Origin of the sequence: Streptomyces sp. NPDC079167 (genome assembly GCF_040686735.1) — a bacterium.
Lineage (GTDB): Bacteria > Actinomycetota > Actinomycetes > Streptomycetales > Streptomycetaceae > Streptomyces.
On sequence record NZ_JBFBLO010000022.1, the window covers coordinates 94,620 to 114,265 of the forward strand.

Annotated in this window: 20 protein-coding genes and 2 pseudogenes; 2 read left to right on the plus strand and 20 right to left on the minus strand. The window is 70.1% G+C overall.

Going from position 1 to position 19,646, the window contains the following annotated elements; translation table 11 throughout:
* Nucleotides 1-23 precede the first annotated feature (23 nt).
* The 15 genes and pseudogenes from AB0P41_RS32110 to AB0P41_RS32180 all read right to left on the minus strand — a co-directional run bounded on the left by AB0P41_RS32110 (nt 24) and on the right by AB0P41_RS32180 (nt 12,100).
* Nucleotides 24-965, minus strand: coding sequence for a DUF317 domain-containing protein (locus AB0P41_RS32110; protein WP_356714295.1), 942 nt, complete (start codon nt 963-965; stop codon nt 24-26).
* Nucleotides 966-1,083: 118 nt separating this feature from the next.
* Complete coding sequence (locus tag AB0P41_RS32115) at nt 1,084-1,926, minus strand: winged helix-turn-helix transcriptional regulator (protein WP_365935632.1); 843 nt, start codon at nt 1,924-1,926, stop codon at nt 1,084-1,086.
* Nucleotides 1,927-1,952: 26 nt separating this feature from the next.
* On the minus strand, nt 1,953-2,765 hold the full coding sequence (locus AB0P41_RS32120; protein ID WP_356714293.1) for a large ATP-binding protein: 813 nt from the start codon (nt 2,763-2,765) through the stop codon (nt 1,953-1,955).
* Nucleotides 2,762-3,430, minus strand: coding sequence for a hypothetical protein (locus AB0P41_RS32125; RefSeq protein ID WP_356714292.1), 669 nt, complete (start codon nt 3,428-3,430; stop codon nt 2,762-2,764). Before AB0P41_RS32125 ends, AB0P41_RS32120 begins: the two co-directional genes overlap by 4 nt.
* Nucleotides 3,427-3,903: a hypothetical protein gene (locus AB0P41_RS32130; protein ID WP_365935634.1), complete on the minus strand. Its 477-nt coding sequence runs from the start codon at nt 3,901-3,903 to the stop codon at nt 3,427-3,429. Before AB0P41_RS32130 ends, AB0P41_RS32125 begins: the two co-directional genes overlap by 4 nt.
* The gene (locus AB0P41_RS32135) at nt 3,900-4,745 is read right to left on the minus strand and encodes a glycosyl hydrolase (RefSeq protein WP_365935636.1); all 846 of its coding nucleotides are present in this window, start codon (nt 4,743-4,745) and stop codon (nt 3,900-3,902) included. Before AB0P41_RS32135 ends, AB0P41_RS32130 begins: the two co-directional genes overlap by 4 nt.
* Entirely contained in the window at nt 4,667-5,275 is a 609-nt protein-coding gene (locus AB0P41_RS32140) for a DUF4913 domain-containing protein (RefSeq protein ID WP_356714289.1), read from the minus strand. Before AB0P41_RS32140 ends, AB0P41_RS32135 begins: the two co-directional genes overlap by 79 nt.
* 93 nt (nt 5,276-5,368) lie before the next feature.
* Nucleotides 5,369-6,268 (minus strand): DNA cytosine methyltransferase, encoded by a 900-nt coding sequence (locus tag AB0P41_RS32145; protein ID WP_365935649.1) that lies wholly within the window; start codon nt 6,266-6,268, stop codon nt 5,369-5,371.
* Nucleotides 6,269-6,383: 115 nt separating this feature from the next.
* A pseudogene (locus tag AB0P41_RS32150) lies at nt 6,384-6,566 on the minus strand (DNA cytosine methyltransferase); the annotation flags it as partial.
* A gap of 1 nt (nt 6,567) precedes the next feature.
* Nucleotides 6,568-7,143, minus strand: coding sequence for a hypothetical protein (locus AB0P41_RS32155; protein ID WP_356714288.1), 576 nt, complete (start codon nt 7,141-7,143; stop codon nt 6,568-6,570).
* A gap of 29 nt (nt 7,144-7,172) precedes the next feature.
* Nucleotides 7,173-8,345, minus strand: coding sequence for a DnaB-like helicase N-terminal domain-containing protein (locus tag AB0P41_RS32160; protein WP_356714287.1), 1,173 nt, complete (start codon nt 8,343-8,345; stop codon nt 7,173-7,175).
* Entirely contained in the window at nt 8,342-8,572 is a 231-nt protein-coding gene (locus AB0P41_RS32165) for a hypothetical protein (protein WP_356714286.1), read from the minus strand. The genes AB0P41_RS32160 and AB0P41_RS32165 overlap by 4 nt, the downstream gene beginning before the upstream one ends.
* Nucleotides 8,569-10,357, minus strand: a pseudogene (locus tag AB0P41_RS32170) (TraM recognition domain-containing protein). Before AB0P41_RS32170 ends, AB0P41_RS32165 begins: the two are co-directional and overlap by 4 nt.
* Nucleotides 10,358-10,452: 95 nt before the next feature.
* Nucleotides 10,453-11,223 (minus strand): hypothetical protein, encoded by a 771-nt coding sequence (locus tag AB0P41_RS32175; protein ID WP_356714285.1) that lies wholly within the window; start codon nt 11,221-11,223, stop codon nt 10,453-10,455.
* A 130-nt stretch (nt 11,224-11,353) separates the two neighbouring features.
* Nucleotides 11,354-12,100 carry a hypothetical protein gene (locus AB0P41_RS32180; RefSeq protein WP_356714284.1) on the minus strand — a complete coding sequence of 249 codons (747 nt, stop codon included), beginning with the start codon at nt 12,098-12,100 and terminating at the stop codon, nt 11,354-11,356.
* Between the two features lie 46 nt (nt 12,101-12,146).
* On the opposite strand from AB0P41_RS32180, the gene AB0P41_RS32185 reads away from it, so the two are divergent.
* Entirely contained in the window at nt 12,147-12,485 is a 339-nt protein-coding gene (locus AB0P41_RS32185) for a hypothetical protein (RefSeq protein ID WP_356714283.1), read from the plus strand.
* 607 nt (nt 12,486-13,092) lie between these two features.
* On the plus strand, nt 13,093-14,796 hold the full coding sequence (locus AB0P41_RS32190; RefSeq protein ID WP_365935640.1) for a hypothetical protein: 1,704 nt from the start codon (nt 13,093-13,095) through the stop codon (nt 14,794-14,796).
* Between the two features lie 214 nt (nt 14,797-15,010).
* Here the strand turns inward: AB0P41_RS32190 and AB0P41_RS32195 are convergent, their stop codons facing one another.
* From AB0P41_RS32195 to AB0P41_RS32215, 5 genes are all read right to left on the minus strand, one after another.
* The gene (locus tag AB0P41_RS32195) at nt 15,011-15,775 is read right to left on the minus strand and encodes a hypothetical protein (RefSeq protein WP_365935641.1); all 765 of its coding nucleotides are present in this window, start codon (nt 15,773-15,775) and stop codon (nt 15,011-15,013) included.
* Between the two features lie 97 nt (nt 15,776-15,872).
* On the minus strand, nt 15,873-16,658 hold the full coding sequence (locus AB0P41_RS32200) for a hypothetical protein (RefSeq protein ID WP_356714280.1): 786 nt from the start codon (nt 16,656-16,658) through the stop codon (nt 15,873-15,875).
* Nucleotides 16,659-16,778: 120 nt separating this feature from the next.
* Complete coding sequence (locus AB0P41_RS32205) at nt 16,779-17,423, minus strand: hypothetical protein (RefSeq protein ID WP_356714389.1); 645 nt, start codon at nt 17,421-17,423, stop codon at nt 16,779-16,781.
* A 95-nt stretch (nt 17,424-17,518) separates the two neighbouring features.
* Nucleotides 17,519-19,150: an ATP-binding protein gene (locus tag AB0P41_RS32210; RefSeq protein WP_356714279.1), complete on the minus strand. Its 1,632-nt coding sequence runs from the start codon at nt 19,148-19,150 to the stop codon at nt 17,519-17,521.
* Nucleotides 19,151-19,176: 26 nt separating this feature from the next.
* Nucleotides 19,177-19,629: a DUF6238 family protein gene (locus AB0P41_RS32215; protein ID WP_356714278.1), complete on the minus strand. Its 453-nt coding sequence runs from the start codon at nt 19,627-19,629 to the stop codon at nt 19,177-19,179.
* Nucleotides 19,630-19,646 lie beyond the last annotated feature (17 nt).

The window sequence follows — 19,646 nt, forward strand, 5'->3', positions numbered from 1 at the left end:
TCCCGGAGAGGTGCGGGGCGGGGTCAGCGGCCGTGTCGTAGCGCCGGCGAGCTGGCCGGGGGCCGGGCGGCGGTTGCGGGCGCGAGGCTGCTCGGCCCGCTCTGTGCCGAAGACGCAGTGCGGCTGCGCGCGGCCATGACCCGGAGGTCGGCTGCGGTGCGCGGGGCGCTCGTGGCGCGGTGGACGGCCTGGGTGACCGCCGTGCGACGCACGTCGAGAGGGGTCGGAGCGCGGGATACCTGAGGGCCGGCGGTCGGGCCGACCGGGGCCAGCGTGACCAGGTGCTCCAACCTGCGGTCGATCTGGTGGCGTTCACGGATCACCGGGCCCGAATCCGCCATGACGGCCGCCGTCGCGGCGATCAGGTGGGAGGGGGTGCGAGCTGTGAAGACCGCCTCCGCCCGAGTGCCCCAGCCCAGCGGACCGGCCCACAGGGTGACGGTCTCCTCGTCCCAGCCGGAGAGACGGTTGTCGATCAGGACACCCGCCTGCCGGTCAGGGGAGATGATCTCGACGGTGCCACGTTCGGCACCGCCGTCGCGTGTCCAGCCGGCGTCGGTCAGCGGCCGGACGGCGTCGGCCCAGTAGAGCGACGGGGCGGCGAGGAAAGGGGCGTTGTCGTCATAGGCGTCTGCTTCGGCGTAGTCGCGGGCCAGAGCGGTGGTGAGGCCGGCGACGATCTCGGGCGGGGTGAGGTGGTTGAAGGTGGCCCTCCAGCGGGGTGCGGAGAGGGCGTCCTCAGATGCGTTGATCTTCCACAGTTCGAAGTCGTCGCCGAACCAGCCGATCCGGATGCGGTGGTCGGGGCTGGTGACGAGAAGTTGGCAAGGAGTGTCGCCGAGAGCGTGGTGCGGCCAGTGAGTAACCGGTGCGAAGCCGGCGTCTCCGGCCCCGCCGGTCCCGGCCAGGTACATAGGACTGACCAGTACCTCCTGGTAGAGGTACGGGACATCAGGGGCGTGCATGGGCGAGGCTCCGGAAGTGGGGGAGGGGAACGCGCCCGCCTGCGCAGCAGAACGGATGACTGGCGCGCACGTGGACGCCGGGGCAGCGGCGAAACGGTTCTGGCTCTCACCACCTTGGTCACCGACCCCGGCCCGGTGCCGGCTGGATGGTTACGGCCGCCGGCACCCGCGGCTGTGGCTGCGGTGCGTGGCTGAACAGGGCGTTCGGCGCGGCAGTGCTGCGGCGCAGGGCCGCAGCGGTCCGGGCACCGTCCACCGACAGCGGGACGTTGGGGTAGGTGCGCACGGCCGCCGCGACGGGACGCGGAGACGATGAGGTCCTCCGCTCGGCGATGGGGCTGCTCCAGTGCTCGACGCTCGCGTAGACGGCTCCCAGCGCCTGGCCGGCGTCGGTCAGCACGTAGGGGTCGCCGTGACGCGGACCTGTGCGGGTGACCAGGCCGTCGGCCTGCAACCGCAGGAGACGCTGCCGGGCGTAGCTGTTGTCCAGGCCGGCCTCCTCGGCAATGTGGACGAACCGCATCGGACCGCCCGCGTCGAGGACCTGGCTCACGGCGGTCGACTGCCGAAGATGCAGACGGCGCAGGGCGTCCTCAACACGTTCGGCTTCGGCCATCTGTCCGAGCGACAGGTAGGCATGGGACCAGTCCGAGATGGTGCGGTGGACAGGAGCCAGCGACGTGCCAAGGGCGCTGAGCTGGTACGGGGCACCTCGACGGTCGTCGGGCCGTGTGACCAGCCCGTCAGCGTGCATCGTGGCCAGTCGCTTGCTGACGAACTGCTCGCTGATGAACGGGAGCCGGGCGGCGACGTCGCGTACCCGCATGGGGCGGCTCTCCTGGGCCAGGGTCATCGCGGACCAGGCGGTCCACTTCGGCCCGATCAGGGAAAGCGCGTCTTCGACCCGCTGAGCATCGATCGAGCCGATGGAGAAGACGGGAGGCTGTACAGGGTCAGGCATGGGAGCGCGTCCTTTCTGGAAGGGGGTCAGCGGGTGCGGGAGGGCTGGCCGAGCGCCGTGGCGACGGGCGCGGCGGTTGAGTCGGCGAGGGGGCCGGGGCCCGCGGGATTGTTGCTGCGGCGGAGGGCGGCCGACACGCGTGGCGGCGCCGTACGCGCGTCACGGAGGGCGGTCTCGCCCTGCGGTGTGAGCGAGAGGAGCTGGCCGGGCCGGTAGGGGTTCTCGCTGGTGTCCTGGTGCAGCAGTCCGTCGGCGACCAGCCGCTGGATGGTCGCGGCCAGCGGCTGGGGGCGCCGGTCCGTGCCGTCCGAGAGGTAGGGGTCGTCACCGATCCCGGTCAGGCGGACCCGAAGGCCGCCGGCCTCGACGGCTTGAAGAGCCGTGAGCTGGCGATCACCCGCGATGGCCCAGCCGTCGTCCCGGCTGAAACCCTGTTCTCGGTTCGGCTCGGGGGTCTTCGCCGCCGAGCGCTCGGTGCTGGGCAGAAGGAGTTGGTAAGCGGAGATGGCTTCGAAGAGCTGGTCGTAGGCCCGATCCTGCTGGGTGAGGAGTTCTCCGAGCTTCGGAACTGTGGTCCGCAGGATCGCGTATGAGACGCGAGCACCGCCGAGTTCACCGCGCCCGACGGGTTCGAGTAGCCGGAGAGCGTCCTTGGCCGTGACCGTCACCCGGTCATGCCACTTGTCAAGTTCGTATGCGGCTCCGACCATCCGCGTTGTGGCCTGGTGCAGCGGACCGCCGTGGTGATGCGTAGTGTTGAGCGCGCTGAATTCCGAGACGCCGAGTGTCTCGGAGACGAGGTGGGTGCCGGGGTGCATGTTCGGGTCGTAGGGGTTCACCGGGGCGTCTCCATCCGGGCGAGCAGGGAGCGGACCAGGGTGGGCAGGCTGTCCGGTCCGTCGCCGATCCAGGCGTGGTCGGTTGCCTCGTCAAGGACGTAGGCGGCGTCTTCGAGCAGGCCGCTGGAGATCTCCATGCAGGCGTCGGTGAACCGGGAGGCGGCGAGCAGCGACTGGGACAGGACCTCGACGTAGTCGCCCGGGGCGAGGCCGGCGGCCTGGGCCGCGGTGCGGATCGCCGCCAGCTCCAGCGCGCTGAACGCGAAGTCGAACGTGTCGTCCTGCTCGGCGCCACCGGAGGCGGCGACGACCGGACCAGGGGACTTGGTGGGGAGACCCACCCGGGTGCAGATCTGGTCGACCGAGACGGTCAGCTCGGCGAAGGACTCGACGAGCCACCCCAGCGCGGAGGCGTAGGAGGCCAGGGTGAACAGGCCCGCCGGTGTGGCGGGGCGTGGCTCGGCGGCGACGAACCCTTCGAGCCGGTCGTTCAGCTCGCCCACCACCCGGGGGCCGGCGGACAGCGGGCCCAGCACGGGGTGCAGGTAGGAGCAGCCGGCGGCGGTGGGGTACTCGGCGGTGAGGATGCCGGAGACGCTCTGCGCGGCATCGGTGAGAAGATCCGCCAGCTCGGTACAGGTCAGGGGTGCGCGGTCAGTGGTCATCGCTGGGGGGCCTTTCGGGGAGCGGCTGCCGGGGCTGGGGCTGGTGTTGGAGCAGTTGCCGGGCCCGCTGTCGGCCGGTCGACGCTGAGCGTCGACCGGGACCGGGCGGCCTGTACGCGGGCCTGGGTCGCAGCGTCGGTCTCGATGCTTTGCTGAGGGCCGGTGCGCAGGTGGGCTGAGCGGTAGACCGCGTAGTCCTGCCGGCTGCCGGCGGCGACGAGATAGACCTCGCGCTTGTGGGCCGAGGTCGGCGGGGCCGGGCGGAACTGGATGACCATCCGATAGGCGACGGAAGGGTCGACATAGACCTTGTGGAAGCCGGCGAGGCGGCCTTTCAACGGCAGGCAGTCGTCGCTGCCGTGCACCAGGTTCTGCAGTTCCAGCAGTGCCAGATCACGGATCGTGTCGGGGAGTTCCCGCAGGTCGGCGATGGCGTCGGGGTGTGCGGCGAAGGCGAAGCGGGCGCGGCTCACAGCAGCCTCCCCTGTACCGGGCGCTGCACTGGGCTGGTGCGGGGGCCGTCGGGATCCGTCTTCGGTGTCGTGGAGGCACCGGACGACCGAGCGAGGGCGATCTGAGCGATGCGGGCCCGGACCACGGCGCCGTTGTGATCGCTGTACTCCGGCGGTTCGGGCAGCGGACCGCTGCGCTCATCCAGCCAGGTCTGGGCTGCACCGATGTCGGCGTAGGCGCCCTCGCGCATCGTGTACGTGTGGGTGCTGAAGTTGCCCTCTTCGAGGAAGACACGGATCGGTGCCTGATCGGCGGCGGAGTTCCGGGTGAGCGTCCACGCCTCACACGGGTTGAAGTCCGAGGTTTGGCTGCCGAGCACTTCATACCGAGTTCCCGACTCCCGGATCTGGTGTTCGACCTGGAGAGTGAGGTCATCGGCAGGCTTCAGGAGGGTCCCACCGGTCTGGTTGATCTGCTCGGGCGGGCACCCGCGCTTGATCAACCAGTTCTGGGCGAAGGCCACTGTGGCGTGATAGGTCAGCTCGAAGGTGAACGTGTGCAGGCTGAGGTCCCGCCCGACCTTGATCGCTGCTACTTGCGGTTCACCCGGTGCACCCCAGGCGACCGATCCGTCGTGAGCGACGACGAAACTGTGGGAGCCATCGGGAGGGGTGTGGTGTTCAGCCAGGACCGTAACGTCGCCGGCCCAGAAGTCTCGCTCCGCGAACTCGGAACTAGCGTCCGACGGTGCGAGATCGTCAAGATGGAAGTCGAGTACGTCGCTCATGCCGCCGGCCCTGTCTGCTCGGGTGCCGGGGTGGCCAGCACGCGATGGTTGGGGCGGTTCGGGTTCGTCGTGCACGCCGCGAAGGGCCCGTCGGGGGCACGCAGGTGCGCCAGCGTCTGGTCCAGATGGTCGCGGTGCCAGGTCGACGGGCCGGACAGACCGGCCTCCGTGTCGGTGAACTGCTGCCAGGCGAGCCAGAGCGCGTGGAGCCGGGCGACCGCCTCGGGGTGCTCGTGCCACTGCGCGCACCACGGACGACTCGTGCTGATCTCCCGGCCGTAGATCGGGAGGAAGAGGTAGTTCACCCAGTCGCTGAGGGCGGCGAGTTCGGTGGCGTACGTCTCGCCGCCCAGAGCGACGATGAACACCGAGGCGGGGCCGTCGGCCTGCTCGGGGCCGGCCGCCCCGGCTTCCGGAGCACCGTCCGCCTGCTGGTTAGCAGGGGGTAGGAGTTCGGGCTCGGAGCCGAGGCGGTCGAGGATGACGCCGTGCTGCCTGACCTCGGCCATGGTCTTGGCGAGGGTGCTGGCGAGGTCATCGAGGTTTTCGTCGGTGACGCGGAACGGCTCGGGGCCGGGGGCGGTGGTCGGGCTGGTGTCGGACATGAAGGCGTGCTCCATCTGTGAGACGGCGACATATCCGAGAGGATCCGGAGAAACAGCGGCTTGGCCCGGCTGGGAAAATCCGGTAGTGGAGCGCTACCCGCCCGCGCAGCGAGGACAGCGCGGGAAGGGTGGTGCAAGCAACTGCAGAGCCTGAGCCGCCTGTTGTGGGACGACGCCGTTGCCGAGAGCGGTGAGCTGCGCCGGCCGCCCGAGTCCCGGGGTGGCGGTGACCCAGCCCGGGGCCAGACCCTGCATCCACTCCACGAAACCGGCGCGCAGCCGCCCGGCCGCATCGGTGGGCGCGGGCGCGGGACGGGTGAGCCTCTCCCATCGGGTGATCGCGGCTGCGTACGGCCCCCATCGCCGGTCCGCTCCTCGGCCTCCGGCGACTCCTCCGTCCAGAGCGGCAGGACCACTGCCGACAAGGGAGGACGCCACCCCTTCCCCGGGCGGCAGCCCGGGGTGCTCGTGTCGCTGGCCTTGGGCGTGGGCAGCAGCGATGCCGCCGCGCTGGGCAGGGTCATGTCCCCGTTGCCGTGCCGCTGGTTCGGCGAGCCCTTGGTCCCGTCCGACGCCTTCGGGGTTGGCAGCAGCCACTCCACCTCGTCGGCGAGGTTCGGCCCGTGTCCCCCGCTTTTCCGCTTCGACGGGTGTTGCGAGCCGCCGTTCTTGCCGATGTTGCTGGTCGGCGTCTTGAGCAGGGTCTCCGGCGGGCCAGGCGGCGAGGAAGGTCCGCTCGCGTCGGTGTGGGGCCCCGATGTCGGAGGCGCGAAGCACGAGCCACTTCGCGTCGTACCCGAGGTCGGCCAGGGATCCGAGTACGGCACCGAGTGCCCGCAGAGGAGGCTGGCCTGGGGTGTCTCCCAGACACCACGGGCAGGGTTCCACGTCGCCAGGGGAACCGGCGGGGGAGGTGAGGAGGCCGCGCACATTCTCGATCACAACCAGGCAGGGTCGGAGGGCCTCGACCGCACGGGCCACGTGCAGCCACAGCCCGGAGCGGGTCTGGGCGTTGAGTCCGGCGCGACGGCCGGCGACCGAGACGTCTTTGACAGGGGAAGCCCGCCGTCAGGACGCACACCCGGGGGACCGCGGACCAGTCGACGGTGGTGATGTCGCCCAGGTTGGGGACGCCGGGCCAGTGGCGGGCCAGGATGCGCGAGGCGTTCGGGTCCACCTCGGCGTGCCAGGCCAGCGTGCCGCCGAGAGCGGACTGCACACCGAGGTCCAGCCCGCCGTACCCGGAGCAGAGCGAGCCGATCAGCGGAGGGCGCACGACGTGGGGGGGCATGTCACCGGCTCCGTCGGACCACGCCCGCAGGAACTGCTGCCGTCTGTGCGGCGGGAGGCGGTGCCGCGACAGAAGGGGCAGCCGCGGACCGGCTGAGAGCAGCGCGGAGCCGCACGGACGGAGGCGAAACGGTTGCCGACGCGGCACGAAGAGAGTCGGCGGCTTCGCGCAGCGCCATGTCTGCCGTGTTGAGCGAGTCGTTGATCACGTGCACTGCGGCCTCCCGCGCGTCGTCGGCGTCGGGCTGGTTGCGCAGGTGCTCGGTCCGGTCCAGGAAGGAGAGCTGGCGGGCGACCTCGCCGAGGGCGGACGCCGCCTGACCGGTGGGCCGCACTGTGGCAGCGAAGCCGGTGATGACCTTGGCGGTGTGGGCTTCGGGTTCCTGGGAGGCACTGAAGCGCACCTCGTTGCCCAGATCGGTGATCAGCTCACCGAGTTCGGAGATCTGCCTGGCAACGTCGACCACGTCGGGCGAGTGATGAGGATCTTCGAGAACGGGAAGCTTGCCACGCTGGGCGTCGAGGGCCGACGCCGTGGCGCGCATGGCACGGATGTCAGAGCTGGGGGTGCTGTTCATGTGATGTCCAGAAGGAGAGCAAGGAGTTGTCAGTTGTGACCGCGCGAGGGCGGCCTGGGGGCGGAGGGGGTGGGTGCGGAGCCGGGACGGACCGAGGACGCCGGGACTGGGCGCGGCGTGCTCCGGGCGAGGGCGGCGCGCACCCGGGCCGGTAGTGGCCCGTCCGGCACGCGCGCCGAAGACGGTGTCTTCGGTGCCGGGTTGCCGTTCGCGGTCTCCCAGCGGACGCGCACCTCGTCGAGCGGGCCGAGGGCGTGCAGGGCGTAGTTGATCAACCGGCCAGGTACCAGGGCTTCGTCCTCGGCCAGAGCGCGCACCGCACGCGCGGAGGCGGCTGCGGTACGAGTGAGGGAGGAGCGCATCACCCGTTCCCCGAGCCATTCGGCGCTGCCGGCACCCACGCCGTCGCAGAGGGCGGTCAGCCGCTCGCCCGACAGGGTGCCGTCGGCCAGCAGACCACGCCGCTGGGCTTCCCAGAGCAGGGTGATCCGGTCAATGGGCTCGCCCCGGTGGTGCAGCGCACCGAGGCACCGGTAGAGGCGCCCGTGGGTCGGGTCGACGAAGTCCTCCGGCCGCAGCCAGGCCACGACCTCGTCCATGGCCCTTGGCTGCTCGGCGAGGACGGCCAGGAGGAGCCGCTCGTCCTCGGCGACCTGGTCGGCCTGAAGGGGCGGCGAGGCGGCCGGGGCAGTGGCCGGTGCAGAGGCTGGCACGACCGGGCGAGGGTCGGTTCCCCAACGCCGTGCAAGATCGGTGAGCACCCCGGTCAGGACATCCGCCGAGCGCAGCGCCCCCTCGACCTCCCCCTGCAACGCGTCGGCCCGAGCCACCTGGTGGAGTCGGATCGCGTGCTGGGCCACGGTGCGATGGATCGCCCCCTCCAGCACCATACGGCCGTACACCGGGGCATGTTCGGGTCGCGGACATGCCTGGATCAGGGTGTGGGGGTAGACCGGGGTCAGCCCTCGAACGTGCAGGGCGGCCTCTTTGGCCGCGTCGGTCACCCATGACAGGGGCACCGGCCCGTCAGCTCCGACCGCCGGGTGGCCGTCGCTTCGGAGCTTGCGCAGCGCGGCGAACAGCGCCTGGTGAACCGGACGGTAGAAGTGATCCGGTGCGAGCCAGTCCAGGTGCGAGAGCTGACCCGGGTCGAGGAGCACGGCGCCGAGGAGTGCCTGCTCCGCACCCAGCAGCGGGTTCATCGCGCACCTCCTGCGTCGGAACTGGAGGGGGTGTTCTGCCGGGCGTGGAGATCGGCGACTGCTTGGTCGGCGGCGGCTACCGCCGTGGCGAAGGCGTCCAGCCTGCTGGTGAACGCGGGATCGGTGGCGAGGATCGACCCGGCCCCGCTGACCAACCACCACTGACCGTCACGCAGCACGACCGGCGAGCGCGGCAGTCGCCCGGGACGCGGCGTGGGCGCGCTCATGCCGACAGCCCGAAGTCCTCTTGGCCGATGCTCTTCGCGAGGGCCCGCTCGGTGATCGCCTTCGTGGCGCGGGCGGAGGCCGGGCCGACCACCTTGGCAAAGGGCTCCTTGTACCAGGGCTTGAGATTGAGCATGGCGACCCGGATGCCGGTAGCCAGCAGCAGCACCTTCCCCTTGGGCAGGGCGCGGATCGCGTCCGGCGGCAGGATCCGCTCGGTGCGCATGCTGACCGAGGTGGACTTGCCGCTCTCGCTGGTGGACACCGAGGTGGTCTGGACGTCGTGGTCACCGACCTGACGGCTGAGCCGGTCAGCGAAGTCCGCGTCATCGATGCCCGATCCGATGATCTTGATGGTGGCGGCGGAGTACAGGGCGTCCATGCCGGCCTCACCCCAGCACCGCTGGCCCTGCCGGTAGGACTGCAGGATCGTCATGGGGATGACGCCCCGGCTGCCCAGGTGGCTGTACAGGTCCGGGAGATCCGAGATGCGGCACACGTTCGCGGCCTCGTCGAGGACGCACAAGGCAGGCGGGTCGAGCCGCCCGCCGGAGCGCTCGGCGACGATCACGGCCGCGCGCATCACGGCGTCGGCCGCCGCCGCGATGATCGCGCTCGCGCTGCCGCCGCCGTCCTTGCTCAGCAGATACAGGGTGTCGCGGGACGTGGCGAACGCGAACGGCTGGAACTCGGGGAGGTCCTCGTTCGGGGTGACCCAGGCGGCGACGTCCGGGTCGAGCAGGCAGCTCGCGTACTGCCGCGCCGTCTCGTAGATGCCGTCACGTGTTTCGGTCGCGCCGGAGACGGTGCCCTGGAGTTGGGCGGCGACCGCGTCGTGGCCGGCGTCGGTGAGCAGGTCCACCGGGGTGCGATCGGCCGGCATGGCGAGCCAGGCCAGGACGTCGGTGATCGGCCGTCGGTGGCTGGCGGCGGCCAGGAACAGGGCGCCGAGGGTGTTGGACGCGGCGGTGGACCAGAAGTCGGAGCCGCTCGATTCGTCCACGCTCGCGGTGACGAAGTGCCCGGCCAGACGTTTCGCCCCGGCGAGATCGCGGGCGTCGGCCAGGATGTCCCACCACATCTCGCGCGGGTGGTGGGCGATCTGCTGGGGGTCCAGGGTCCAGAGCGTGCCGACCTCGGCACGGGCGTCCACCGTCGCGGTGAAGGCGTCGTTCGCAGCCTTGTTACTGGTCAGCAGGACCGGACCGGGCGCCGATAGGATCGCGGGGATCGCCAGCCCGGACGTCTTGCCGGAACGCGGGGCCATGATCGCGACGATCACGTCCTCCCAGGATGCGCGGACCTCCACCCGACCGGGGTCGAGGGTGCCGAGCAGGATGCCGCGGTCAGCAGGCGCGACCTCTTTTACCCTCCCGGCCGCCCAGGGACGGGCGCAGGCTCTTCGCCTTGGCGGTGATCTCCTTGTCCAGCAGAGGTGCCAGGTCGGCCTTGCGGGCGAGACCCGACTTGGAGCCGGAACGCCAGCGCATCCACAGCACCAGGCCGGTGGTGATCAGGGCCAGGGTGAGCAGGCCGGGCACGACGCGGGCGCCGACCAGCAGCGCGGTGGTGCTCAGGGCCGGCCACATCATCTCGGGGTGTAGCAGGGCCTCGGTGGCGCGAAACGCAGCCCACGATCCGTTGCCGACGAGGGTGTTGGTGAAGTTGCCGGTCAGCCAGGCGAGGGAGCCGAAGACCATAGCGGCGCCGATGACGCCGAACAGGAGGTAGAGGAGCGCGTCGGAGCCGGTGGTGGTCGACGGCGCGCTGGTACGCGGGGAGGGCACGGCGGTTCCTAGGGTGTGCGAACGGGCAGGGGCGGAGCGCGCTCGGCTCTTGTGCAGTTCACCGGTCTCCTCCTTGGCGGTCGAACGGGGACGTTTCAGCGCTGATGGGTGGCGGGGCGTGCCACAGGTGGGGGTGGCGCGACGGGCGAGGGGGCGGTGGTGTCGGGTTTGGCCTTGGCCGCGACGGGTGAGACCTGGCGGGCGGCGGCCTGCCGCCGGGTCTCGGAATCGACGTTCTCGCCGACGGAGTGGACGACGAGGTTGGCCGGGGCTTCTGCGGTGCCGGGCGGCGGGGAGGCGCGGGCGGCACGTTGGCGGTCGGCGTCCGGATCCTGGGCGGAAGGCGCTGCGGCGACCGGGCTGGCGCCGAAGACATCGTCGAGCAGATCCCGGGTCCGCAGGACGTTGACCCTCTTGTGGTACCAGGGATCGGTCCGCTCGGCCGGGCACGCGGCAACCCCATCCTCGGCGACCTCCAACTGCTCCCAGACGTCCTGGAGCATCCCGTATGCGGCAGCCAGCCGCGTCCAGGTCTCGAAGGTGGGATTGCGATGTGGATCCTCGAACGACAGGCGAACGCGGGTCCAGTCGGCGGCAGCGGCGACCAGTTCGGTCAACTGAGGCAAAGCCCCGACCAGCGCACCGTTGACCTCCTCAAGGATCCCGGCCACCTCGTCGGGCGTCGCGTCCTCGGTAAGGCGGGCGATCATCCCGCGGACGGAGTACGGGTCGGAGGAAGCGCTGGGCAGGTGCCGGACCTGCAGCGGCGTGTCAGAGCTGGGTGCCACGTTGCGGTGGGCGAGCCGGATGTTGTGCTGCATGGCGGCGCCGACGGCCTCGCCGATGCTGGAGTAGTACTCGGGCACGATTCCTCCTCGGTGGTTGTCCTGGGGCGAGCCAGGTGGGAGCACGCGCACTGCCTGCTCCCACCTGCGGGAACTGCTCAATCTGGCAAGGGAAGGAAGCAGCGGCGGATTCACGGCGTGACCGACAGGGTCAGCCAGTCCGCCGCGGACCAGAGGTGTGTGGCGGGCGCGCGGCCGTGGTGGAGTTCGTCGCCTCGGCGCCGGGGAACGAGGCGACCTTGGCCTTGGCCGCTGCGGGGGACGTGGCCAGGGCAGCATCTCGGTGGTCGGGCAGAGCCGAGGACCGCGTCCGTGCCTTGGTGTGGGACTCGGACGCGGTGCCGACACGGCGCAGCTCGGCCTCGGAGCCGACGAGTTCGGACTGCGCCGAGCTGACGAACTCCGAAGCGAAGGCGAACCGGTCGGCGAGCGCGTACGCCTCCTCATCCAGGTCGTTGACCTGTTCCCCCGCTGCCTCCAGCGCTTCCCGGACGCGCTCCAGGGCACCGTGCTCGGGGTGAAGGAGGTGGTCGACCGCATGCTGAAGGTCGGCTCCGTTCTGGGCTGCCCCGATCCGGTCGGTGATCTGGAGGAGTTCCGCTCCGGCGATGTAGGGCCCGAGGGGGTGTACTGGAGGGCTTGTGCGAGCCGTATCGAGCGAGGGAGAAAGCTCGACGTCATAGCGGGCGGCGCGGAGCATCTCAGCCGCGTGGGTGGCGATGGCGACCTTGTCGGCGATAGGAGTGGTGGTGGGAAGGCGATGACGCCGGCCGTGCCAGTCGTCGATCTGCTGGAAGCCGGCGTGCTTGAGGAGCTGGGCGGAGAGGTCATCGGTGGCGCCCTTGGCGACGACGCTGCCGCTGAACTCGGACGTGATGGTGATCGAACGGGCAGGCACGGGAGTCTCCTTGGTGCGGGGGGCCTGGGTCGGGAACGGGGGGCAGATGTCCCAGCTCGGCGGCGATACGCCGGCACTCGGTCTGCACGTGGAAGATGTCGCGGTAGGTGGTGTGGAGACCACCGTCCTCGCGGGCGAGGGTGGCCACGATGTGTACCTGTCGGGGCTGGTTGCGCAGGGCGATCCACCGGCAGGCGTCAGGGTCTTCTTCCGGGGCGAGCCCGACGGCGGACACCAGGCGGCGGGCGACGGTGGCCCACTGCGTGTCGGTGAGATCGGGCTGACGCGGATCGGATCGGAACGGACCGAACAGGACCAGGTCGGCTGTGCAGGGGCGCGGCTTCCGAGGCGCTCGACAGGCGCGTCGAGCGCATGGGCCAGGTAGGGCAGCGAGCTGGGCTCGGCGAGCAGCTCGATCGGGGCTCCGTGAACGTCACCCGCGATCAACCGGGGGCCGGTGTGGTTGCCGCGCTCACCCGGCCCATACAGGTACGCAAGCAGGTCGGGGGTGTCGCTGGCGTGCTGTAGATGGGCGATCACGGCGGCTACCTCGAAGGGGATCGACGGAGAGGGACCCGGATGGTCGGGCCGACAGGGAGAGAATCCAGCGAATCCGGGATTTGGTCCGGCCGGAGATCGCTGGTAAAGACCGCAGGCCACTCGGAGCCCCCAGCGCGCCGGCAGCGGAAGGAGACCGGGTGCCCCGCCGCAGCGGGGCGCCCGGTCGGTCAGAAGTAGGGGTTTTCGCTCGGCCGGTCAGCCTCGGTGGCGGCCTGGATCAGCTCGGTGAGGTCGTCCTGTTGGGAGGAGCGATGGACGATCATGAGGGAGGGCCGATACAACGGAGTGGGTGAGCGTGCCCGAGGTCTCGGGGTAAAGCAGATGGATCGCGGCGGTCGAGGCGTGGACAGCTCGATATCCGCGGCGAGGCGGACCTGCCCGGTTATCCGAAGTGGCTACGTGCGTACGGCTGTTCGTACATGATTCTTCCCATGACCGACGCCGAACCCGACGCCGCACCTCCTCAATGGCCCTACTGCGGCAGGGGTACCTCAGCCAGCGATTCAGTGGGATGTCGTGGCGTCCGTGCTGAGAATCGAAGCGCCTGTCTCGCACATCTGGACGATGCAGAGCGCGCCGCCTACCTGGCAGCCTTAGCGCCAGGCGCAGACCTCGACTTGCGTGCCGTCTCCGTTACGGAGCAACTGCTGACCGAGCTGTTGGACGCTCTACGGGACCCTGCGGATGGCATCTCTGTGGTTGGGCAAGCTCTGTGTAACGGCGCAATATTTACGGGCGGGGTGAATTTCAGGCAAGTACGATTCCGTGCCGCGGCAAACTTCTCCCGAGGAAAGTTCGAAGGCGAAACTACCTTTCGAGGAGCGTCGTTCGATAGCCATTCTTATTTCAATGAGGCTCTCTTCGCTGGACTGGCAACGTTCAGCGGTGCGAATTTCGGCGGCGACCTCCAGCTCGTGGATGCGCGTTTCGACGGCAAGGCCAACTTCATCACCACCGAATTCGCAGGAGACGTCCTGTCCCACGGTGCCGTCTTCGCGAGTGAGCTGGACTTCGGATCTGCCGCCTTCCGAGGTACCCAGCGCCTGGGCCCCTTGACCTGTTTGGAGAGGGTGAGCCTTTTCCGTGCGAATTTCTCCTTGCAAGCGACCCTGGTGATCTCTGCGGCGGAGATTAGTTGCAAACGAGCCCGCTTCGAAGGGCCAATAACGCTTGGGGTCCGGCACGCCCGGGTCGACCTATCCGAAGCGGAATTTGTCCAGCCGTTCACTGTGCGCACTGAGCGGTACCAGCGGGACGGCCTTCAACTGCAGGAGATTATGACCGCACGACACGAGCCCATGGCCAAGATCATGTCACTGAGCGGCATCGACGCCGCCAAACTCCTTCTGTCTGACGTCGACATGAGCGAATGCCGGTTCACCGGAGCGCACCACCTCGACCAGTTGCGTCGCGAGGGCCGATGGGAATTTGCCAGCCCGCCCGCAGGGCTGTACTGGCGGTCCGGCCTGCCTCTCTGGTGGTCCCACCGAACTGTGATCGCGGAGGAATGCGCTTGGCGCGCGCTGCCCAGCCGCCCAGCCGCCGCCCGGCGGGGCTGGTCAGCCCCGCCGGGCGGCGAGCCTCCGGGCCTGGCCACCCTCACCTCCATCTACCGTCAGCTCCGCAAGAACCTTGAGGACTGCAAGGACGAGCCCGGCGCGGCCGACTTCTACTACGGCGAGATGGAGATGCGCCGCCATAGCGCTACCATCCCCCACGGCGAGCGCCTGCTTCTGCACCTCTACTGGGCCCTCTCTGGTTACGGGATGCGAGCGTCTCGTGCCGTGGTTTGGTTCGCAGCCACAGTAGCCGTCACCGTCGTCCTGATAATGGTCATCGGTCTGCCGAATTCGACACCCCGACCTATAGTCACCGAAACTACGACACCTGCGGGCCGTATCGAGCTCCGAGTCGAGAACCCGGATCCGGTGCTAACGCTACCGATGGGACGGCGCTTCAGTGTGGAACGGCTGGACAAATCCCTGAGAATAGTCTTGAATTCCGCCATATTCCGCTCCAGCGGGCAGAACCTGACGGCATGGGGTACCTACACCGAAATGATCAGTCGGGTCGTCGAACCGGTACTCCTCGGCCTCGCCGTGCTCGCCGTTCGAGGCCGTCTTAAGCGCAGCTGATGTCTTCATGCGCCTATCTGCGAGAGGAAAGATCGCCGAACGCGGGAGAATATCCTTGCCGCGCTGGCGGCCCGACGCAGATCGCAGGGACTTCATGGTGGTGAAGTAGATCTCTGGAGCACCTCCAGGGCAGGCTGGCGGGCAGCATTCCGCAAGTTGTAATAGGCGGAAGTGCCAGCAACGGCCATGAGGCCTTCTCCTCACGGAGGTTGGGTCAGCGGTCGCGGGAGAACGCGATACGGGGGTCGACCGGCCGAACCGCCGCTGTGGGAGCGGCGGGGGCGGGGACCGGCGCCTTGCCCGGGAGACCGGCGCGGGCCGGGCTGGCAGCGAGCGCGGCGGCACTGACCGGAGATGCACGGGGGGCGTCCTGGCCGCGAACAGGGGAAGCGGCCGTTGCGGCGACAGGTCGGGGGCGTGCTGCTACCTCCTGGGCGAGGCAAGGGTGCACTGCGACCTGAACGCCGGACCGGTGCAGGGCCAGTGTGGCGTCGGCGACTTTCCCCAGCGTCTCGTCACGGCCGGTGGTGACGGGCAACGTGTAGATGTCCAGGATCGGGTTGTGCCGCCAGCCGTGCTCCGCCAAGGCAAGTCCGCTGAGGCCGGAGGCACGGTCGTCGATGGCCGCGACGATGCCGAGCTGCGGATGTTCGGCGAAGGCGACATCGGGCTCGCCCTGCGGGCCCCGGCTGCGGGCAGGTGCTGCTTCGGGTGCCAAGGAGGGATCGAGCGCGGCGTCCACGTCGACTCGGTAGCCGGCCTTGCGCAGCAGCTCGACTGCTCGGCTCGTACGGCCGTGCCCGTCACGTTCCTGATGGGCCAGCGCGTACAGCGTCGGCTGGTCCGGAATGGGGTGGAAATCGAACCCTTTCAGCATCCACGTGCTGGCCGCGAGGTTCTTCGGGTTCGCGGCGACGATGCCGTAGACGGGGTGGTGGCCGAAGGCGAGATCGGGCAACACGTCGTAGTGGCTGGGCATGACGGATCCATCCGGGGTGGGCTCGGGTGCAGTGGTGGGCGGGGGACGGTTCGCTTCTGCCGGTGCGGTACACGAAGGTCTCCGAGACGGTGGATGGTCAGCGACCGGGGGTGGACGAGGGACGTGTGGGTGGCGGCGCGGCGCCTGCGGACGGCTCCGCCGGCGGACCGGCCGGGAGCGCATGCTGTCCGGCCGACGGCGAAGAGGCGAGAGCGGCACTCACCCGTGACGAGACAGAGGTCGGAGGAAAGGTCCTGCCCGTCTGTGTCTGGGCCCGGAAGCCCTCGGTCTGCAGCATGTCGAAGGCCCGGGTCGCCGCCAGTCGCTGTTCGGCCGGGTCGGTCATGGCAGAGGGCAGCCGGTAATAGTGCGCACCGCCGACCGCCGCGGCAGGGACGAAGCCGGCGCGGTGGAGCACGGCGCCGGCGGCGTGCTCCTCGGCGTGCCCCCGCTCCTGGCGCGGGGGCACGCCGAGCCGGTCCAGGCGGGCGTCGACGGCGGAGAGGAGATCAGGGACGCTGCCGCCGTGCCGGGCGTCGGGGCCGTCGGGCTCGGAGTCGTAGATCACTTCGTACACTGCGGGCTCGGCGGACCGGTGACGGGTCGCCATCCAGCTCTCGGGGATCTCGGGGTTCTCGGAGGGCGGTTCCTGGGGTGGCGAGATGATCAGTGAACTGCCGTCTGGGAGTTCGGCGTGGACGATGTAGTCGCTGAGCCCGTACTCGACGGTGCACTTCAAGCCGCGCTGCCGTAGGGCAGCGGTGAGGGTGGCGTACCGGTGGTCCTGTTCGGAAGCCGCAGGCGGGGAGGACGATGCGCTGATCCACGCGCGGATGTGCGAGCCCTCCCGCTCGAAGGTGACCAGGACATTGTCGGATTGCATGGGGTTTCTCCGTTGCCGGATGCCCGGGGCCGTGGCGTGAGCCGCAGGCCCGGGGGCTGGAAAGGGGGTGGTCCATGAGGATCCGGCGGTGAGCCGGTTTGGCGCTGCCGTAACTCGGTGCTAGGAGCGTCCGCGGTGGTGAGCGGGGGCCGCCGGATTGGCCACCGGGGGAGTGGGAGGCGAAGCGGGCGGAATACTGCGGGCGCCGGGCGTGGACCGGGTCAGGGCCACGCGCGCCCGTTCGGTCTGCGCGGGCCGTTCCGCCTCCGCCCGGCCGACCAGGTACTCGCCGGCCCGTACGAGTGCCGGGCCCTGGTAGGACAGCTCGTGCGCGTAGTGCCAGCCCTCGCTGTTGCGGTGCTCCTCGGCGCGCTCCTGGTAGAGGTGGAGCACGCTCGGCTGTGAACCGTCCATGAGCGCCATGATCTGGTCCCACTCATGCCGAAGCTGATGCGCTCGGGCCAGGGTGGTGTCGATTCCGCGCAGTCGGCGCAGGTCGTCGCTGATCGGTCCCTCGACGTAGTCGGGGCCGTCGGTGGCGGCGCGGACCCCGGCCAGCACCTCGGGCCCGTGGTCGAGGAACACCTCGGCGTGCTTCCACGCTGCGGCGTCTCGCTTGACCTTGCCGTCCGCGTACACCTCGTCGTCCAGCGGCCAGCCGTCCGCGTCGCAGAGGGAGTCCGAGACCGCGTCCCAGGCGTCGCACGCCTCATTGATGCCGGCGGCGGCTGAGGCCAGCGCCGGGAGGTGCCGCCGCCACGCCAGGGGATCGTTGGCCGTGGGCGGCTGGTTTCCGCCGGAGGCGGGAGAAGTGGAGGAAGCAGACATGATCGATCCTTGTTCCTGTGCCGGTCGTTGGGCTATGTCTCTACTCCCGCAGGTTCGCTCCCCGGAGGCACGCTGTGGTGACCTGCAGGTGCAGGTCGGTGGGGGTCCACCCTTCGGTTCACGGGGATCAGGACGTCGGTATTCGTGAACTCACGGACCTTGGCCGACATGCGGGCGTCGGTGTCGAACAGTTCGCGTTCGGCCGGGTGCAGGATGTGCTGGGTGATGAAGGAGCGACCGGCGACCTTCCACAGGCCCCGGCCCTTGGTCAGGGCCGATACCGCCTGGGTCTCTACGCCGGTCAGGCCGAGCAGGGAAGCGGCGGCGGCGAGCTGGTCGGGCTCCTGGCGGTAGATGATGCGGGTGGAGCAGTCGGCCAAGAGTCCCTCGGCCAGCACTCGGCCGCGTGAGCCGGCGTCACCCGCGCTGAGCAGGTCGCTGAGGCGGTGGATGACCATGAGGTTCGCGATGCCGAGTCCTCGGGAGAGCTTCCACTGGCTCTGCATGCGTTCCAGCAGGCCGACGTGCCGCATCAGCCGCCATGCTTCGTCGTAGATCACCCAGCGCCTACCGCCGTCGGGGTCGGCGAGGGCGGACTCCATCCACGCTGAAGCGCAGGTCATCGCGAGAACCAGCGCGGTGTCGTCGCCGCTCCCTCCGAGCTGGGAGAGATCGATGGACAGCATCGGCGTGGACGGGTCGAAGGCCACCGTTGAGGGGGCGTCGAACATGCCGCTGAGGTCGCCGTGCACCAGGCGGCGCAGGGCGTGCGCGAGGTCCTGAGCGGCAGATCCGAGGTGTCCCGACTGGCGGCCGAAGGCCCGGTCGAGGTGTTCCGGAGAGCCGAGAGCGTGCGCGATCTCGCCGAGCAGGGGCACCGTGCCACGGGCGGCAGCGTCAGCGACGACCAGGTCGAGGGCGAGATCCAGGGCGGTGTGCTCCATCGGCAGCAGATCGCGCTTCAGCACGGTGCGGGCCAGGCCGGCCAGGAGAAGCAGGCGGCGCTTTCGGACCTCGGTCGACCAGTCCTCCTCGCTGACGGAGGCGGGCCGGGCCGGGGCGTCCAGCGGGTTCAACCTGCCCGGCAGCCCCGGGCCCAGGGCGATGCTGTAGCCGCCGAGGGCCTGCGCGACGGACGTCCACTCTCCCTTGGGATCGCAAGGGATGTAGATCCGGTAACCATGGGCGATCGACCTGGTCGCGATGGACTTCGCCAGCGCCGACTTGCCCATGCCGATGATCCCGGCCAGGACCACGTTCGGATTCGTGAAGCCCTCGATCCGGCCGCTGCTGTACAGCGAGAACGGGTCGAAGCAGAAGGCGGCCTCGGCGTGGACATCGCGGCCGATGAAGACGCCTTCCGCGCCCAGGCCGCCCTCGGCCACGAAGGGGTAGGCGCCGCTGGCGGTGGCGGTGGTCATCCGGTGGGCGGGCAGGCGGAGCTTGCCGCCGCGGGCCGAGGCCGGGCAGGGGCGACCGGACGGCGGGTAGGCGGGTCGCATTTCCGGGTCGAGGGTCTGCTCGGCGCGGTGCTTGGGCGGGGTTCCGGCGAGGCGGGCCTTGTGGCGGGCCTCGGCGAAGCCGGCTCGGGCGGCCCTCTGCTCGGCGCGCGAGGTCTTGCGGGGCACGAACAGGGGAGAGGCGCTGGCGCGGGTGCGAGGCATGAACGTTTCTCCAGACAGGTGACAGGTCAGCGGCGGATGAGGCCGGTGAACGGCGCGTGCAGGTCGGCCGGGGTGGTGCGGCGCCGTACCAGGTGCGCGGTGCGCTGGTGGCGCTGGCAGATGGTCAGCTCCGGTGCCCCTTCGGGCAGGCCGGCCCGGCACGCCTCGGGTTCGGGCAGCTCGCCCGAGTCGGGTCGGGGTGCCGCGTGGTAGGCGGCGTGGAGGTGTTCGGCGGCCTGCCAGATCCGGATGCGGGCGGTGCGGAGCTGGTCGCCCTCGGCCGCAAGGAGCTGACCAGTTCGGGCTGCGTGGGCGTCGAGCAGCCCGTACAGCGAGACGAGGTGCGCGTGCAGGGTGTCCAGCTCGGCGCGGCTGGTGACGAGCAGGCCGCCGGGGATGTTGAGTGCGCGGTGGAAGTCGAGCGCCGCGCTGGCGAAAGGCACGAAATCCTGCGCGGTCGGGCTGGCGGTGCGGGACATGAGGGTGCTCTTCCGAA

Excerpts from the sequence above, each read along its gene's own strand:
- AB0P41_RS32195 (WP_365935641.1), bottom strand. The coding sequence starts at position 15,775 with ATGCCCAGCCACTACGACGTGTTGCCCGATCTCGCCTTCGGCCACCAC.
- AB0P41_RS32165 (WP_356714286.1), bottom strand. The coding sequence starts at position 8,572 with ATGAGCGCGCCCACGCCGCGTCCCGGGCGACTGCCGCGCTCGCCGGTC.
- AB0P41_RS32155 (WP_356714288.1), bottom strand. The coding sequence starts at position 7,143 with ATGAACAGCACCCCCAGCTCTGACATCCGTGCCATGCGCGCCACGGCG.
- AB0P41_RS32110 (WP_356714295.1), bottom strand. The coding sequence starts at position 965 with ATGCACGCCCCTGATGTCCCGTACCTCTACCAGGAGGTACTGGTCAGT.
- AB0P41_RS32140 (WP_356714289.1), bottom strand. The coding sequence starts at position 5,275 with ATGTCCGACACCAGCCCGACCACCGCCCCCGGCCCCGAGCCGTTCCGC.
- AB0P41_RS32115 (WP_365935632.1), bottom strand. The coding sequence starts at position 1,926 with ATGCCTGACCCTGTACAGCCTCCCGTCTTCTCCATCGGCTCGATCGAT.
- AB0P41_RS32190 (WP_365935640.1), top strand. The coding sequence starts at position 13,093 with ATGACCGACGCCGAACCCGACGCCGCACCTCCTCAATGGCCCTACTGC.
- AB0P41_RS32185 (WP_356714283.1), top strand. The coding sequence starts at position 12,147 with ATGTCCCAGCTCGGCGGCGATACGCCGGCACTCGGTCTGCACGTGGAA.
- AB0P41_RS32160 (WP_356714287.1), bottom strand. The coding sequence starts at position 8,345 with ATGAACCCGCTGCTGGGTGCGGAGCAGGCACTCCTCGGCGCCGTGCTC.
- AB0P41_RS32215 (WP_356714278.1), bottom strand. The coding sequence starts at position 19,629 with ATGTCCCGCACCGCCAGCCCGACCGCGCAGGATTTCGTGCCTTTCGCC.
- AB0P41_RS32200 (WP_356714280.1), bottom strand. The coding sequence starts at position 16,658 with ATGCAATCCGACAATGTCCTGGTCACCTTCGAGCGGGAGGGCTCGCAC.
- AB0P41_RS32210 (WP_356714279.1), bottom strand. The coding sequence starts at position 19,150 with ATGCCTCGCACCCGCGCCAGCGCCTCTCCCCTGTTCGTGCCCCGCAAG.
- AB0P41_RS32125 (WP_356714292.1), bottom strand. The coding sequence starts at position 3,430 with ATGACCACTGACCGCGCACCCCTGACCTGTACCGAGCTGGCGGATCTT.